Below are 16,834 nucleotides of genomic sequence, written 5' to 3' on the forward strand. Positions count from 1 at the left end.
CCTTTATTTTTGCCCCGTTGTAACATTGTCCTGCCCAAAAATTCCAATAACTCACCTGCTAAGCGTGCAATGAATAAAACCCGTCAAAAAGAGCTTACCCGCTGGTTAAAACAGCAAAGTGTCATTTCTCAACGCTGGCTGAATATTTCACGCCTGTTGGGGTTCGTGAGTGGCCTGTTAATTGTCGCTCAGGCCTGGCTCATGGCTCGGATTCTGCAGCACATGATCATGGAAAATATCCCCCGTGAAGCGCTGCTGTTCCCTTTCGTCGTGCTGGTCTTGATTTTTATCCTGCGGGCGTGGGTTGTCTGGTTACGTGAGCGAATAGGGTTTCATGCGGGCCAACATATTCGTTTTGAGATTCGTCGCCAGGTTCTGGATCGTCTGCAACAGGCGGGGCCAGCATGGATACAGGGGAAGCCTGCCGGAAGCTGGGCCACGCTGATTCTGGAACAGATTGACGATATGCATGACTACTATGCGCGTTATTTGCCGCAAATGGCGCTTGCGGTATGCGTCCCGCTATTGATTGTGGCTGCCGTTTTCCCGTCAAACTGGGTTGCAGCCCTTATCCTGCTGGGAACCGCACCACTGATCCCTCTGTTTATGGCGATGGTCGGTATGGGCGCTGCCGATGCCAACCGGCGTAACTTTCAGGCACTTGCCCGACTCAGCGGTCATTTCCTCGATCGCTTGCGCGGCATGGAAACACTGAGAATTTTTGGTCGCGGCAAAGCGGAGACGGAAAGCATCCGGGCTGCATCGCAGGATTTCCGTCAGCGTACGATGGAAGTGCTTCGTCTGGCATTCCTGTCTTCGGGCGTGCTGGAGTTTTTCACTTCGCTCTCTATTGCCCTGGTAGCCGTGTACTTCGGTTTTTCTTATCTCGGCGAGCTTGATTTCGGCCACTACGGAACCGGCGTCACGCTGGCGGCTGGTTTCCTGGCGCTGATTCTGGCACCGGAATTTTTCCAGCCCCTGCGCGATCTGGGCACGTTTTACCATGCCAAGGCGCAAGCGGTAGGCGCTGCCGACAGTCTGAAAACGTTCATGGAAACCCCGCTCGCGCATCCTGAGCGTGGCGATATTGAGCTGGCGACCAAAGACGCGGTTTCAATTGAAGCCGAAGATCTGATCATCACCTCACCCGAAGGCAAGATCCTGGCTGGTCCGCTTAACTTCTCCCTACCCGCAGGCCAGCGCGCGGTGCTGGTTGGGCGTAGTGGTTCCGGTAAGAGCTCGCTGCTGAATGTTCTGTCAGGCTTTCTCTCGTATCAGGGCTCATTGCGTATTAATGGCTTTGAACTTCGTGACTTGTCGCCTGATGCCTGGCGTAAACAACTCTCATGGGTTGGGCAAAACCCGCAGCTTCCGGCTGCTACATTGCGCGAAAATGTGCTGCTGGCATGCCCTGATGCCAGCGAAGAACAGTTACAGGCCGCGCTCGATAGCGCCTGGGTCAGTGAGTTTTTACCGCTGCTTCCTCGGGGTGTGGATACCCCTGTGGGCGACCAGGCAGGTCGACTTTCTGTCGGGCAAGCGCAGCGTGTTGCCGTTGCCCGTGCCTTACTCAACCCGTGTCAGTTACTGCTGCTCGACGAACCCGCAGCCAGTCTTGATGCTCACAGCGAACAACGTGTGATGCAGGCATTGAATGCAGCATCGCGCCGCCAGAGCACACTGATGGTTACGCACCAGTTGGAAGATCTTGCCGACTGGGACGCTATCTGGGTCATGCAAGACGGCCAGATTGTCGAACAAGGTACCTACGCGCAACTTAGCGCAGCCAACGGGGCTTTTGCGACATTACTGGCTCACCGTCAGGAGGACATCTAAATGCGCGCTTTGCTACCCTATCTGACGCTGTATAAACGTCATAAATGGATGTTAACACTGGGGATCGTTCTGGCGATCGTTACATTATTGGCAAGCATTGGTTTACTGACGCTTTCAGGCTGGTTCCTGTCTGCTTCCGCCGTTGTCGGTGTCACCGGGATTTACAGTTTTAACTACATGCTTCCGGCGGCTGGCGTTCGCGGGGCGGCAATTACCCGAACCGCAGGTCGTTATTTCGAACGACTGGTCAGTCACGACGCGACGTTTCGTGTATTGCAGCATCTGCGTATTTACACCTTCAGCAAATTGCTGCCGCTCTCCCCTGCCGGGCTCGCCCGATACGGCCAGGGCGAACTGCTCAACCGCGTTGTGGCGGATGTCGACACGCTCGATCATCTCTATTTACGCGTGCTTTCCCCGCTGGTTGGTGCGTTTGTCGTTATTGTGGTAGTCACGCTAGGGTTGAGCGTTCTCGATCTCACACTCGCCATCACCCTTGGCGGTATTATGCTGCTGACTCTGTTTATCTTGCCTCCGTTGTTTTACCAGGCGGGTAAAAGCGCCGGGCAGAACCTGACGCATCTGCGCGGGCAATACCGTCAGCAGTTGACCTCCTGGTTACAGGGTCAGGCGGAGCTGACCCTTTTTGGCGCCAGTGAACGCTACCGCACACAAATGGAAGCCACCGAGCTGCAATGGCATGAAGCTCAGCGTCGTCAGTCCGAATTAACGGCCTTGTCTCAGGCTGTCATGCTGCTGATTGGCGCTCTGGCTGTGGTGATGATGTTATGGATGGCTTCAGGTGGCGTAGGCGGAAACACTCAACCAGGCGCACTGATAGCGTTGTTTGTGTTCTGCGCGCTGGCCGCTTTCGAAGCGCTGGCCCCTGTTACCGGCGCATTTCAGCATCTCGGCCAGGTGATTGCTTCAGCACTACGTATTACCGAACTGACAGAACAGCAACCGGAAGTCACCTTCCCGGATACGGAATCTACGGTTTCGCAACAGATTACTCTGACATTGCGTGAGGTGTCTTTCAGCTATCCTGGGCAAACACAAAAAGCTCTGGACACCCTTTCTTTGCTCGCTAAACCCGGTGAACACATTGCGATTCTGGGTCGGACAGGCTGTGGGAAATCAACGTTGCTGCAATTATTGACCCGTGCATGGGATCCACAACACGGCGAAATCCTGATTAACGATCGTCCGATTTCAACGCTGAACGAAGCCGCATTGCGCCAATGCATCAGCGTCGTACCACAGCGAGTGCATCTGTTCAGTGCGACATTGCGCGATAACCTGCTGTTGGCTGCGCCACACGCCAGCGATGAAGCGCTATCCCAGATGCTGTGTCGTGTCGGTCTGGAAAAACTGCTTGAAGGTGATGGTCTCAATGCCTGGTTGGGTGAAGGCGGTCGTCAGCTTTCAGGCGGAGAGCTACGCCGTTTGGCTATCGCGCGAGCCTTGCTGCACGATGCGCCGCTGATGCTTCTGGATGAACCTACTGAAGGTCTGGATGCAACAACGGAAAGCCAAATGCTTGAATTGATTAACGATGTGATGCGCAATAAAACCATCCTGATGGTCACACATCGCCTGCGCGGACTGTCGCGATTTAATCAAATAATAGTGATGGACAACGGACGCATAATTGAGCAAGGTAATCACGCAGATCTGTTAGCCAGGCAGGGGCGTTATTACCAGTTTAAGCAACGTCTGTAAGCTATTATTGAACGATCCAACTCGCGTAGTGGAGTTTCGCTGTCATGCGCCTGGTGCAACTGTCCCGCCATTCTATCGCCTTCCCCTCACCGGAAGGCGCTTTACGCGAGCCTAATGGTTTGTTGGCGCTGGGGGGCGATCTCAGCCCTGCCCGCCTGCTAATGGCCTACCAACGCGGTATTTTCCCGTGGTTTTCTCCTGGCGACCCTATCCTCTGGTGGTCGCCCGACCCACGCGCCATTCTTTGGCCTGACAAATTTCACGTAAGTCGCAGCATGAAGCGCTTTCATAAACACTCACCGTATCGCGTGACACTTAATTACGCGTTTGGTCAGGTCATTGAAGGATGTGCAAACGACCGGGAAGAAGGCACCTGGATAACGCATGATGTCGTGGATGCCTATCATCGGCTGCATGAACTTGGACATGCGCACTCTATTGAAGTATGGCGGCAAAATGAATTAGTCGGCGGGATGTACGGCGTTGCGCAAGGTACCCTTTTTTGCGGTGAATCGATGTTCAGTCGCCAGGAAAATGCCTCCAAAACCGCACTGCTTGTTTTTTGCGCTGAATTTATCCGTCAGGGCGGAAAATTAATTGATTGCCAGGTGTTAAATACCCATACCGCGTCGCTGGGAGCCATTGAGACTCCGCGCAGGGACTACCTTGAACATTTAAGCAGGCTACGCCAGCAGCGCCTACCGAGCCACTTCTGGGTGCCCAGGACGTTATTTTCGCCTCAGGAGTGAATGTTTTCGGCACATTTTTTGTCGGGGTGTTATAATTGGTGCCGCAGAGTCGGTTTAGCCCATTACCCCGCCGCCGTTAAGGAACAGTTCGCGTCAGGCAACGCCTATCGTTTATCTCATCGTTCCCTTACACGTTGCGCTTTTAGTGCGGCTTTGTTGTGTGTGGTTAGAGTAATGCGCCAAACCCGATTTACTGCGTTTTAAACGCACAAATCTTTACTTATTAAAAGAACTTCGGCATTATCTTGCCGGTTCAAATTACGGTAGTGATACCCCAGAGGATTAGATGGCCAAAGAAGACAATATTGAAATGCAGGGTACCGTTCTCGATACGTTACCTAATACCATGTTCCGCGTAGAGTTAGAAAACGGTCACGTGGTTACTGCACACATCTCCGGTAAAATGCGTAAAAACTATATCCGCATCCTGACGGGCGACAAAGTGACTGTTGAACTAACCCCGTACGACCTGAGCAAAGGCCGCATTGTCTTCCGTAGTCGCTGATTGTTTTAACGCCCAAATGGCGTCCAGATAATAAAAGGTCGGTTTAACCGGCCTTTTTTGTGGACTGATATTACGTATTTAATCCTCGATCATTCGTGCATATTCTTCCGTGAGGAAATCCACCAGTGCACGAACCGACGGCAATAACCCCCTGCGCGATGGAAAAACCGCGTGAATGATCTCTCGCTTTGGTTCCCAACCGTCGAGTAATGCCACCAGCTCGCCCGCCACTATTTGCTCTTTTACCATCAATTGCGGAAGCTGAACGACCCCTACACCTGCCACTGCCGCTTCGCGTAAAGCCAGCATATCAGTGGTGATCATACGCGGTGTGAAATGCACTTCCGCACGTGCGCCCTGTGGGCCAAATAATTCCCAGCGATGCACATGCTTACCCGTGGCCAGGCTCAGACCAGGCCATCTGGTCAGCTCCGCTGGCGCATGTAAAGTGCCCATCCGCTCGATCAATCGCGGGCTGGCATACAGGCGATGCCCCCTGTCAGCAAGTACACGCATTACCAGATCGCTATCCTCAAAAGGACGGGGTCTGACGCGAATCGCGACATCAAGGCCTTCACCGACCACGTCAACCCGACGATTTGTCGCCTCAAGCTGTACGGATACATCGGGATAACGTGCCATAAAACGGGCGAGCATGGAGCCGACATGTACGTGCAGTAAAGTGACCGGACAGGTCAGCTTCACAATACCTCGCGGCTCTACCTGCAACGCCGCAATGGCATCCTGCGCTGCCTGCGCTTCCACCAACATAGCCTTACAGTGTTCATAGAACGTTTGTCCAACTTCAGTAACATTAAACTGCCGGGTGGTTCGCTGAATCAATCGCACCCCCAGCCTCTCCTCCAGTTGTGCAATTCGGCGGCTCAGTTTTGATTTCGGTTCATCGAGCGCCCGACCGGCCGCAGCGAATCCTCCTTCTTCAACTACGTGAACAAACCACGCGAAATCATTGAGATCCGGCTTAGTCATCTTATTGTCCTATTTATGAGACTGTGAAAGCTATTTTAGCTACTACTCAGTTTTCTGTCATGAATATAAGCTTATTCACATCAAGATAACGCCACTGAGGAGACACATATGAAACAAGTAACAGGCGTCTACACCGCACCTCGCCCACACTGGGTTGGCGATGGATTCCCGGTTCGCTCGATGTTCTCTTACCAGTCTCATGCTGAACAGTTAAGTCCGTTCCTGCTGCTGGATTACGCCGGGCCACATACCTTCACCCCAGGTAATGAAAAACGTGGCGTGGGCGAACACCCTCACCGTGGTTTCGAAACGGTGACCATCGTGTACAGCGGTGAAGTTGAGCATCGTGATTCAACCGGTCGCGGCGGCATTATCGGCCCCGGCGACGTGCAGTGGATGACCGCGGGCGCAGGGATATTGCACGAAGAGTTCCATTCGCCTGAATTTACCCGTCAGGGCGGCGAGCTGGAAATGGTGCAGCTGTGGGTCAATCTGCCGGCAAAAGACAAAATGGCCGTACCAGGATATCAGGGCATTAGTAGTGATGTTATCCCTACTGTCGCGCTGCCAGATGACGCCGGCACTCTCCGTGTCATTGCGGGCAGCTATCAGGAAACAAAAGGTCCGGCACATACCTTCTCGCCGCTGAATGTCTGGGATATGCGTCTGCAGCGTAATCATCAGTTCACGTTGTCCCAGCCGGAAGGATGGAGCACTGCACTGGTGGTACTGAAAGGGAATATCACCGTAAACGGCACCACGCCTGCCAGCGAAGCGCAACTGGTGGTGCTCGGCCAGCAGGGGAAAACGCTACACATTGAAGCCACCAGCGACGCCTGCGTGCTGCTGCTGTCCGGCGAACCGTTGAACGAGCCGGTTGTGGGTTACGGTCCATTTGTCATGAACACTAAACAAGAAATCGCAGAATCAGTACGCGATTTTAACTCCGGCCGCTTTGGCCAAATCTGAATCAAAGGAGAATACTATGTCCAGCCCTGCAAACTTTAATGGTTCACGTCCGGTCATCGATGTAAATGATTCCGTTATGCTGCTTATCGATCACCAGAGCGGACTTTTCCAGACCGTCGGCGATATGCCCATGCCAGAACTGCGTGCGCGTGCTGCCGCGCTGGCTAAAATGGCCTCCCTGGCGAAGATGCCGGTGATTACTACGGCATCTGTACCGCAGGGGCCTAACGGTCCGTTGATCCCAGAGATCCACGCTAATGCGCCACATGCCCAATACGTGGCGCGTAAAGGTGAAATCAACGCCTGGGATAACGAAGACTTCGTGAAAGCCGTGAAAGCGACCGGTCGTAAGACGCTGATCATCGCCGGTACGATCACCAGCGTATGCATGGCTTTCCCGGCCATCAGCGCGGTTGCGGAAGGCTACAAAGTTTTCGCAGTGATCGACGCTTCCGGTACTTACAGCAAAATGGCGCAGGAAATCACCCTGGCTCGTGTCGTTCAGGCAGGCGTAGTCCCGATGGATACCGCCGCCGTCGCGTCTGAAATTCAGGGGACATGGAACCGTGAAGACGCCGCTGAATGGGCGGAAGTGTATACCAAGGTCTTCCCTGCTTATCAGTTGCTGATTGAGAGTTACAGCAAAGCCCAGGAAGTCGTCACCAACGGTGAAAAACTGGACTCTCAGCGCTGATCTTATCCTCCGTGCCTGCCCGGGCGGAGGAATATGTACATTGCGTAACCAAACGAGAGTGAACACGTAAATTCTGCTTGACCGTTTTAGCGCAACTCCCTATAGTAGCGCCCCGTTGCCCCCCAAGCGGTCAGGCAGCAATACAATATGGTGAGGTGTCCGAGTGGCTGAAGGAGCACGCCTGGAAAGTGTGTATACGGCAACGTATCCGGGGTTCGAATCCCCGCCTCACCGCCATATTTGAAGAAGAGCTCGTACGCAAGTACGGGCTTTTTTTTTCGCATATTGCATTTGCCGGATGCGGTGCAAGCACCTTATCCGGCCTACGAATGACGAATAACCTGTAGGCCTGATAAGCAAAGCGCCATCAGGCATGCCATTTATCGCCGACTAAGCAGCGTCAACACTTCGTAGTGTGCAGTGTGCGGAAACATATCGAAAAGCTGAACGCGCTCAATGCGATACCCTGGCAATTCACGAATATCCTTCGCCATGGTTTGCGCATTACAGCTGGAATAAACGATAAAACGCGGTGCCATGTGAGAAAGAAAATCACACAGCGGTTTGCCAATTCCCCGACGCGGTGGATTCACCAGCACCAGGTCCGGTACTTCGCCCTGAGCGGTAGCAAACTGAGTTGAGTCCAGCGCCTGAAAATGCAGATTCTGTAACCCAAGCTCCTGTGCCGACTGTTTCGCGCAGGTAATCGCTTCTGGCGCGATTTCAATCCCCGTCAGTTTCATCTGCGGCGTGGCGCAGTGCAGCCCAAACCCCCCAACACCGCAAAACAGATCCCACATGTGATTAACAGGTAGCTGACGCACCCAGTCGCGCGCCGTGGCATATAGCTGCCCCGCCACGAGCGGATTGGTCTGGAAGAAGCTCTGCGGACGGATCCACAGCGGTACGTCGTTAAAACGTTCGGCCAGTGCCTGCTGTTCGGTCAGGAAGATTTCTGTCTCCCCTTCCATAATCGCCATATGCACAGGCTGGATATTGACGCTAATGACTTTTAGCTGCGGTAACTGTGCCTGCAGCCACGGTAGCGCCGTACGCAGCTGTGCCAGTTTCGCGTCGGAACGCAGGACAAAACGCAGCATCATACCGCCATCAAACTGGCTTTCCGTTAACAGCAGATATTTCAGTTCTCCACGTTTACGCGCCACGTTATAGGGCGTCAGCCCCGCGCGGGCGATAAACGGTTTGAGTGCGGCAAATACGGGCGCAAAAGACTCAGGATAAAGCGGGCAGTCGCACAAATCCTCAGGCGTACCGTCACGATGCAGCATTCCCAATAGCGGTTTCTCCACGCTGCCGCTAACCACCATTTTAGCTTTATTACGAAAAGCGCTTTCCGGGCCGCTGACTGGCGCGCACCATTCACCGACTGGATAATCGGCCAGCAGATTTTGCAGATCGGCTGTTTTGGCGAAGAGTTGATCGGCGACAGGCTGTGCTATCCACTGACAGGAGCGACAGCGTTCGGCGTCATAAAGTGCGCACTGCATACAAAAACCTACAAATTAACCGGGGGCCAGAATTATACACGTTATTGCAAGCGGAAGAACCGCCTGCTGGACGCAGGAATAAACAGCAGTAGCAACACCAGCATATCCGGCAATTTTTGCATCACCAGCGTATGCAGAATTTCACGTCTGGACTCCCCCGCAATACTGAACAGTTCCGGATATCCGTAGCCCAGCGAAGCCGCCCACAGATAGACGCTGGCGATAATCTGGGTCAGCAGATAGATCCAGCGGGCCCAGTTCCGTCCTTTGACCAGCGAAAATGCGCAGTAAATTTCGATAAATAGCAGCACCAGACTGCCAAGAAATACCAGCGTCAAATTCCAGGTCTGCACACTGCGATGAATAAACTCACTGGTTCCACGAAACCCAAGCGTATTAAAAATCATCAACAGATCGAGACAGCGGATCATGATGATAGCCAGCGCCGCCACCTGCACAAAAGCAGGGACGTTTAAGCGAGCATGTGATGTGGATGATTTCTTAAAAAATCCCAACGCGTCGTCTTCCATGAAAACGGCGCAACCACCACAGCTGCGCCGTATAGACAGATTGGCAGATTTTAGTTTTTTCAGCCGCGTCTTGCACGTTGGATATCGCGTATCCGTTGTTTTTCTGTTCGCGCCATCAGATACCACGCGATAAATCCGATAATTCCTACCACGCCAAGGATCAGCGTCGCCAGTGCGTTGATCTCCGGGTTAACCCCCATACGTACGCTGGAGAACACCAACATCGGTAACGTTGTGGCTCCAGGACCAGAGACAAAGCTGGCGATAACCAAATCATCCAGCGATAGCGTAAAGGCCAGTAACCAACCGGAAATGACCGCCGGCATAATCATCGGCAGCGTAATGACGAAAAAGACCTTCAGCGGCGTCGCGCCGAGATCCATCGCCGCTTCCTCAATGGAGTGATCCAGTTCGCGCAAACGCGAGGAAATCACCACCGCTACGTACGCCGTACAGAAGGTGACGTGCGCCAGCCAGATGGTCAACATACCGCGATCCGCCGGCCAGCCGATGGCATGAGCCAACGCCACAAACAGCAGCAGCAGCGACAAACCGGTAATGACATCCGGCATGACCAGCGGCGCGGTGATCATAAAGGCGAAACCATTCGAACCACGAAAACGACCAAAGCGCACCATCACCACAGCGGCGATGGTGCCAAGGATCGCCGCCATCGTCGCAGCACAGGCAGCAATCGTTAAACTCATGCCGACGGCACTCATCATTGCAGTATCGTGGAAAAGTTCACCGTACCAGCGTGTTGACCAACCCGCCCACACCGTCACCAGCTTAGAGCTGTTAAACGAATAGATAACTAACATCAGCATGGGGGCGTACAGGAAAGTAAACCCCACAACCAGGATAAAGATCCGCCACGGCGAGCGGACGACCGGCAAGTTATTCATCCGTGTTCCCCCACGCTTTTCTGCTGATACTTATGGAACCACATGATTGGCACAATCAGTAACAGCAACATAATGATGGCAACCGCAGACGCTACCGGCCAGTCGCGGTTATTGAAAAACTCCTGCCATAGCACACGGCCGATCATAATGCTGTCCGGCCCCCCAAGCAGTTCCGGAATAACAAATTCCCCTACCGCCGGGATAAACACCAGCATTGAGCCAGCGATAATCCCGCCTTTGGTCAACGGCACAATCACGCTAAAAAAGGTTTTCAACGGCCGTGCGCCTAAATCCAACGCCGCTTCCACCAGCGAATAGTCAATGCGCGTCAGTGCGGTATAAATCGGCAGCACCATAAAGGGCAAATAGGCATAAACAATACCGATATAAACCGCCAGGTTGGTATGCAGGATCGTCAATGGCTGATCGATAACCCCCAGCCACATCAGGAAATTGTTCAGCACCCCGTTATTTTTCAGGATCCCCATCCAGGCATAGACGCGAATCAAGAAAGAGGTCCAGGAAGGCAGGATCACCAGTAACAGCAAAATATTGCGTGTAGAAGGCTTGCTGTGTGCCACCGCCCACGCCAGTGGGTACCCCAACAACAGACAGCAGATCGTCGAAATCCCCGCTACCTGCAAAGACTGCAGGTAAGCATCGAAATAGAGCGGGTCGTCCGTCAACTGCAGGAAGTTACCTAAATTGAGCGTAATAGATAGCTGACCATCGGCCCATGCCACAAGGTCAGTGTACGGCGGTATCGCCCGTGCCATTTCTGACAGGCTTATCTTGAAGACAATCAGAAACGGCAATAAAAACAGGAGAACCAGCCACACATACGGCAACGCGATCACCAGCTTGCGACCATGTTTCATTTGCAACTGCGACATATACAGCGTGAAACGGCTCGCTTTTTCGGCACGTGCCGGAGGTTCAAGTGTACTCATCTTCGCTCCTTAAACCGTCAACACCACACAGCTGTCCGCATCCCAACACAAACGTACCTCGTCACCCCAGGTCGGTAGCCCCTTGCGATAGCGATGTTCGTTCTGCAGCTGGGCACTCAACATCTGGCCGCTTTTTAAACGCACGTGGTACACCGACAAATCGCCCAGGTAGGCAATGTGCACCACCTCACCCACCGCAAAGTTATAGCCATCCGGCGGAGGGGCATCACAGAGCATGATTTTTTCCGGACGAAGCGCGACATACACCGGGACGTTATCGACAACAGAAGCATCTGCGTCCACTTTCAGCGGATGCACCAGACCTGGAGACTCTATAATCAAACCATCTTCCTGACGTTCTTTCAGTAGCCCCTCAAAAACGTTTACCGAACCGATAAACTCTGCGCTGTAGCGCGTGGTCGGATGCTCGTAGATCTCTTCCGGCTCGCCGATCTGCACAAATTTGCCGCGGTTCATGATTGCAATGCGCCCTGCCATGGTCATGGCTTCTTCCTGGTCGTGCGTCACCATCACACAGGTCACCCCTACACGCTCAAGAATATCAACCACTTCCAGCTGCATGCGGTCACGCAGTTTTTTATCCAAAGCGCCCATCGGTTCATCCAGCAGCAGCAGCTTCGGGCGTTTCGCCAGGCTACGCGCCAGTGCCACGCGTTGACGCTGACCGCCTGAAAGCTGATGTGGCTTACGTTTGGCGAACTCCTGCATGTGCACCAGCCCGAGCATCTCATTCACCCGGCTAGCGATTTCTGCTTTCGGCAGCTTGTCCTGCTTGAGTCCAAAGGCAATATTCTGTTCCACCGTCATATGTGGAAACAGAGCGTAGGACTGAAACATCATATTAATTGGACGCAGATAAGGCGGGACATGCGCCAGATCGACACCGTCCAGCATGATTTGCCCGGTAGTCGGCAGCTCAAACCCCGCCAGCATGCGCAACAGGGTTGATTTACCACAACCGGACGCACCCAGCAGGGCAAATATTTCGCCTTTGTAGATAGTGAGATTGACGTCATCGACGGCGTGCTGACCGTCAAATGACTTCGTCAGGTTGCGAATTTCAAGCAGCGGGGTCAGCGCCTTGCGGATTTTCGCTTGTGGGCGTGGGGTTGCATCATTCACTCAAGTGCTCTCCGGCATAAATAAAGAAACAGTGCAAATAACGCACCTTATTGGTGCGTATTGCCGGGTTTTGTGTGTCCGGGATCGGCACTGCCCGGCAGGCGTAAATCCTGCCGGGTCACGTCCCGTACATCAGGTTATTTCCCGCTTTTTACCTTCGTCCAGGCGCGAGTACGGACACGATCAATCTTCGGATCCTGAACTTTCAGCGTGAACAGCTTGGCGCGGACATCCGCAGGCGGGTAAATACCAGGATTGTCGCGAACTTCCTGGCTGACCAGTGCTGTCGCTTCTTTGTTGGCATTGGCATAGAACACGTGGTCGGAAATATGCGCAATCACATCAGGGCGCAGCAGGTAATTGAGGAACTGATAGGCTTCGTCTTTGTTTTTCGCATCTGCAGGCATCGCGAACACATCAAAGAACGCCATCGCCCCCTCTTTGGGAATCGAGAAGGAGATATTGACGCCATTTTTCGCTTCTTTCGCACGGTTTGCGGCCTGCCATACATCCCCTGCCCAGCCAATCGCGACACAGGTATCACCATTTGCCAGATCGTTAATGTATTGCGAGGAGTGGAAATAACGGATATTCGGACGCAGTTTCAACAGCAAATCGGTTGCCGGCCCGGTGTAATCATCCGCTTTGGTACTGTTTGGATCTTTACCCAAATAGTTCAGCACAGTGGCAAACACTTCTTCAGGCGCATCGAGGAAAGAGACACCGCAGCTTTTGAGTTTTTCCAGATTCTCCGGTTTGAGGATCAAATCCCAGCTGTTAACCGGGGCATCCGCACCCAGCACCGCTTTAACTTTATCCACGTTGTAGCCAATACCGGTGGTTGCCCACATATACGGCATAGCAAACTTATTGTCTGGATCGTGTTTACCCACCAGTTTCAGCAGTTCAGGATCGAGGTTTTTCCAGCCTGGCAGTTTGCTCTTATCCAGGGGCTGAAAAACGCCCGCGGTCAGTTGCCGTTCGAGGAAACTGGCTGACGGGACAACAAGGTCAAAACCGGTGCTGCCAGCCATGAGCTTACCTTCCAGGACTTCATTGGAATCAAATACGTCATAGATAACTTTAATTCCGGTCTCTTTTTCAAAATTAGCCACTGTATCCGGGGCAATATAATCAGACCAGTTATAAATATGCAGCGTTTTTTGTTCAGCAGCGAGCGTGCCGGCAGAGATGGCCATCAGAGCACCCGCAACCAGGCCTGATAACCATTTTTTATTTAAGGCGGTCATAATCTCTTTCCTTCTGAAAGTTCGTTAACAAACGAACAAAAAAGTCACACTCTAATGATATGCAAGAAACGTGCATATTATTTCATTCGGCACCAATGAAAGGGAGGTCTCTCTCCCCGCCGCTATTGCTCGCTGATATCCGCTGACTCATTCAACATGCATACAGCCACAGATAGCTCATAGTGGACTCATTGAACGGTGACGTTTATAAGCCTTGCAAGAATAACTTTAGCCAGGATTCGAGGATATAGCCCAGATAAAAAAACGTCTTTTATCAATTTTTTATGCAGGTTTTGTCTATGACGTAAAGCGATAGAGACTGAATCGAAGTGAATAATTCTTTAAGAAAAGGTTAAATGCAGAATAAAAACGTGAAATACGCAACCGCTCTGGCAGCGGCTACGCTATAGATACCCAAAATCAGGAACGATTAATGGAGGAAATGCACCTCTGCATTGCCGTTTTGCCCGTCTTCTTCGGCATTAAACAACAACTGATGTGCCCCGGCTTCAAGGATCACCATCGATATCTGTTCTTCGCTCTGACGCACAAAACATTCAAACTGTTCAAACGTCACACCCGGCATAACGGATAACGACTGACAAACCACCAGCTTTGGCAGATTATCATCCTGCATATCCAGAAAGGCCTTTACCGTCAGCGAGCTGGCATTGATTGCGGACAGATCGGCGGCCAGCGGCAGCAGCGCTGAAGGTCTGACTTCCGCCATCGCGGAAAATAGAATGACGTTATCCACCAGATCAATTTTTGCATCAAAAATGCCATCGAAGTTCTGCATGTGCGGTAAATGCAGCGCCTGACAGGTATCACATTCAAAAAAACTCATGCCCAGGTCGTCGAGCCATTGACGCAACGTATCCAGAGTGGGAACGACCAGTGATGTCATAATAATGTGCGACCTCTATTGATGAAAAAATTACCGGCACAGCTTACGCAAAAAGACCGTGTCATACCACGATCGCTATCGATATTGCGTTTAGCCGCCGATTTTAAGACAAAATTCAGGAGTAGCATGACGCTCGATCCACTGGATCATTCGCGCAGCAATATCTATCCCTGTGGTTTTTTCCACGCCCTCCAGCCCTGGAGAAGCGTTGACCTCCATAACCAGCGGTCCGCGTTCTGCACGCAGGATATCGACGCCAGCAACATCAAGCCCCATCGTGCGGGCAGCTTTAAGCGCAATGTCCCTTTCCTGCAGCGTGATATTGGCAATAGTGGCGACCCCGCCGCGATGCAAGTTAGAACGAAAATCGCCCTCTTTCGCCCGGCGCTCAATGGCGGCCACCACCTCGTCTCCCACCACAAAACAGCGAATATCTCGCCCCTTCGCCTCTTCGATATATTCCTGGACCAGAATATGGGCATTCAGACCACGAAATGCATCCACTACGCTCTCTGCGGCCTGGCGCGTTTCGGCCAATACCACACCGATTCCTTGAGTCCCCTCCACCAGTTTCACCACCAGCGGTGCACCGCCGACCATATCAATCATATCGCTGGTATCGTCCGGCGAGTGGGCTATTCCGGTAATGGGCAGGTCAATTCCCTGTCGCGCCAACAGTTGTAACGAACGCAGCTTATCGCGTGCGCGGGTAATCGCTACTGACTCATTCAGCGGATAGCTACCCAGCATCTCAAACTGGCGTAATGCCGCCGTACCGTAGAAGGTAATGGCTGAGCCAATTCTTGGAATGACCGCGTCAAAATGGGGAAGCTGGCGGCCTTTATAATGGATAGAAGACGCTGCCGGGCTAATGTTCATATAACAAGAAAGAGGATCGATAACTTCAACCAGGTGACCGCGTTGCATCGCCGCTTCACGCAGGCGTTTGCAAGAATAGAGCGTTCCATCCCGGGACAAAATGGCAATTTTCACCCTGCACCTCTCTAAAAGACCTGGTAAAAGCTGGCGTATCATACACTGGGTTAAACGCTTTAGCGCGTCGCCCATCCCTGTTTATGTAAATATTCCAGGATAAAGGGACGGCTTTCTTTAATGATGGTGCGGCGAATATGATCGCTCCAGGTATCGCGACGCGTGTTGCTACCACGGGTCAGATAGTACTGCGCAAGCTGTTCGTCATATTGCGACAAAACATCCTGATCGAGCGGCTGGTAATGGTTTTCATGCACCACCAGTGTTGCTGGCAGCCGGGGCTTGATGTCCGGGTTATCCGCAGGCCAGCCGAGACACAGGCCAAACAGTGGCAAAACATGCTTCGGCAGCGTCAGTAATTCCGTTACCGGCTCAATATTGTTGCGCAGACCGCCAATGAACACACCGCCAAGTCCCAGCGATTCAGCCGCTGTCAGCGCATTTTGCGCCATCATCGCCGTATCAACCACGCCAAGCAACAGTTGCTCCGCCAACCCCAGTTGCGCATCGGGGCAAATCTGCAAATGGCGATTAAAATCAGCGCAAAAAACCCAGAATTCAGCGGCCTGTGCGACGTGCTTTTGTCCTCCGGATAAGGTCACCAGGGACTCACGCAGACTTTGATCGGTAATACGAATTATCGTCGTGCACTGCAAAAAACTTGAGCTTGATGTCCCTTGAGCGGCAGCAATAATCGCCTCACGCTGTGCGTCCGAAATACTTTCATCGGTGAAATGGCGAATGGAACGGTGGCTGCGAAGTAAATCAATGGTTGGAGTCATCTTTTTTTTCTCTGGCTGAATGGGAAGAAGCGTCGGGAGCACGCGGCATCAGCTGCGGTGCCAACAGCTGCGCAATGCGCAACATCAATACCACCGCGGCGGGAAGCATCAGCAGCACGCCCAGAAATATCATTACCACGCAGGCTAACGGGCTGCTAAGCGGTGCGGGTAAGGTGAGATAATCGTTAAGCGATAGCAGCGCCAGCGATAACAAAACCATCCCTATTATTTCCAGCATCAATACACTTTTGGGTAATACACCAATTGTGCGCATAAGCGGCCTCCCGGCGAAATGGCTTTCATTATAAAACGTTCCGCCTTGTCGTGTTTAACAGTTATAGCTTGAGGATATCAAAGCAACAGGCTGAACCTGCTTTCCATCCGTCACAAATCGCGGCATC

General features: G+C 52.6%; 17 protein-coding genes, 1 tRNA gene and 2 pseudogenes. 9 read left to right on the plus strand and 11 right to left on the minus strand.

The features are described 5' to 3' along the window. Positions 1-69 precede the first annotated feature (69 nt). From cydD to infA, 6 genes and pseudogenes are all read left to right on the plus strand, one after another. The gene (gene cydD, locus IB196_RS14715; protein ID WP_040233935.1) at positions 70-1,836 is read left to right on the plus strand and encodes a cysteine/glutathione ABC transporter permease/ATP-binding protein CydD; all 1,767 of its coding nucleotides are present in this window, start codon (positions 70-72) and stop codon (positions 1,834-1,836) included. Next, entirely contained in the window at positions 1,837-3,558 is a 1,722-nt protein-coding gene (cydC, locus tag IB196_RS14720; protein WP_040233934.1) for a cysteine/glutathione ABC transporter ATP-binding protein/permease CydC, read from the plus strand. Between the two features lie 44 nt (positions 3,559-3,602). Next, entirely contained in the window at positions 3,603-4,307 is a 705-nt protein-coding gene (gene aat, locus IB196_RS14725; RefSeq protein ID WP_005123586.1) for a leucyl/phenylalanyl-tRNA--protein transferase, read from the plus strand. Further along, positions 4,308-4,382, plus strand: a pseudogene (locus tag IB196_RS14730) (hypothetical protein); the annotation flags it as partial. 119 nt (positions 4,383-4,501) lie between these two features. Further along, positions 4,502-4,666 (plus strand): annotated as a pseudogene (locus IB196_RS14735) (hypothetical protein); the annotation flags it as partial. Further along, complete coding sequence (infA, locus tag IB196_RS14740; RefSeq protein WP_002211347.1) at positions 4,594-4,812, plus strand: translation initiation factor IF-1; 219 nt, start codon at positions 4,594-4,596, stop codon at positions 4,810-4,812. The pseudogene IB196_RS14735 and the gene infA, both read left to right, overlap by 73 nt. A 78-nt stretch (positions 4,813-4,890) precedes the next feature. On the opposite strand, the gene IB196_RS14745 is transcribed toward infA, so the two are convergent. After that, entirely contained in the window at positions 4,891-5,802 is a 912-nt protein-coding gene (locus tag IB196_RS14745) for a LysR family transcriptional regulator (protein WP_005123587.1), read from the minus strand. A gap of 108 nt (positions 5,803-5,910) precedes the next feature. On the opposite strand from IB196_RS14745, the gene IB196_RS14750 reads away from it, so the two are divergent. The 3 genes from IB196_RS14750 to IB196_RS14760 all read left to right on the plus strand — a co-directional run bounded on the left by IB196_RS14750 (position 5,911) and on the right by IB196_RS14760 (position 7,702). Next, on the plus strand, positions 5,911-6,771 hold the full coding sequence (locus IB196_RS14750) for a pirin family protein (RefSeq protein ID WP_188231842.1): 861 nt from the start codon (positions 5,911-5,913) through the stop codon (positions 6,769-6,771). A 16-nt stretch (positions 6,772-6,787) separates the two neighbouring features. Continuing rightward, entirely contained in the window at positions 6,788-7,465 is a 678-nt protein-coding gene (locus tag IB196_RS14755; RefSeq protein WP_005123590.1) for an isochorismatase family protein, read from the plus strand. 149 nt (positions 7,466-7,614) lie between these two features. Next, positions 7,615-7,702: transfer RNA gene (locus IB196_RS14760), tRNA-Ser, on the plus strand. Between the two features lie 143 nt (positions 7,703-7,845). Here IB196_RS14760 and rlmC read toward each other — a convergent pair. The 10 genes from rlmC to IB196_RS14810 all read right to left on the minus strand — a co-directional run bounded on the left by rlmC (position 7,846) and on the right by IB196_RS14810 (position 16,707). Beyond that, positions 7,846-8,973 (minus strand): 23S rRNA (uracil(747)-C(5))-methyltransferase RlmC, encoded by a 1,128-nt coding sequence (rlmC, locus tag IB196_RS14765; protein ID WP_040233929.1) that lies wholly within the window; start codon positions 8,971-8,973, stop codon positions 7,846-7,848. Between the two features lie 41 nt (positions 8,974-9,014). Beyond that, on the minus strand, positions 9,015-9,503 hold the full coding sequence (locus IB196_RS14770; protein ID WP_005123594.1) for a YbjO family protein: 489 nt from the start codon (positions 9,501-9,503) through the stop codon (positions 9,015-9,017). A gap of 59 nt (positions 9,504-9,562) precedes the next feature. After that, positions 9,563-10,408: a putrescine ABC transporter permease PotI gene (gene potI / locus IB196_RS14775; protein ID WP_048212155.1), complete on the minus strand. Its 846-nt coding sequence runs from the start codon at positions 10,406-10,408 to the stop codon at positions 9,563-9,565. After that, on the minus strand, positions 10,405-11,358 hold the full coding sequence (gene potH, locus IB196_RS14780) for a putrescine ABC transporter permease PotH (RefSeq protein ID WP_005123598.1): 954 nt from the start codon (positions 11,356-11,358) through the stop codon (positions 10,405-10,407). Before potH ends, potI begins: the two co-directional genes overlap by 4 nt. Before the next feature lie 9 nt (positions 11,359-11,367). Continuing rightward, complete coding sequence (potG, locus tag IB196_RS14785; protein WP_005123599.1) at positions 11,368-12,501, minus strand: putrescine ABC transporter ATP-binding subunit PotG; 1,134 nt, start codon at positions 12,499-12,501, stop codon at positions 11,368-11,370. Positions 12,502-12,638: 137 nt separating this feature from the next. Then, positions 12,639-13,751 (minus strand): spermidine/putrescine ABC transporter substrate-binding protein PotF, encoded by a 1,113-nt coding sequence (potF, locus tag IB196_RS14790; protein WP_005123601.1) that lies wholly within the window; start codon positions 13,749-13,751, stop codon positions 12,639-12,641. 430 nt (positions 13,752-14,181) lie between these two features. Then, positions 14,182-14,658 carry a YbjN domain-containing protein gene (locus IB196_RS14795; protein WP_005123602.1) on the minus strand — a complete coding sequence of 159 codons (477 nt, stop codon included), beginning with the start codon at positions 14,656-14,658 and terminating at the stop codon, positions 14,182-14,184. Between the two features lie 90 nt (positions 14,659-14,748). After that, positions 14,749-15,651, minus strand: a complete 903-nt coding sequence (gene rimK, locus IB196_RS14800) for a 30S ribosomal protein S6--L-glutamate ligase (RefSeq protein WP_005123604.1) — start codon at positions 15,649-15,651, stop codon at positions 14,749-14,751. Between the two features lie 59 nt (positions 15,652-15,710). After that, the gene (nfsA, locus tag IB196_RS14805; protein WP_005123605.1) at positions 15,711-16,433 is read right to left on the minus strand and encodes a nitroreductase NfsA; all 723 of its coding nucleotides are present in this window, start codon (positions 16,431-16,433) and stop codon (positions 15,711-15,713) included. After that, on the minus strand, positions 16,417-16,707 hold the full coding sequence (locus IB196_RS14810) for a DUF1418 family protein (RefSeq protein ID WP_040233924.1): 291 nt from the start codon (positions 16,705-16,707) through the stop codon (positions 16,417-16,419). The genes nfsA and IB196_RS14810 overlap by 17 nt, the downstream gene beginning before the upstream one ends. Positions 16,708-16,834 lie beyond the last annotated feature (127 nt).

The sequence above is a fragment of the Citrobacter sp. C6_1 genome, assembly GCF_014596835.2.
Classification (GTDB): domain Bacteria; phylum Pseudomonadota; class Gammaproteobacteria; order Enterobacterales; family Enterobacteriaceae; genus Citrobacter; species Citrobacter pasteurii.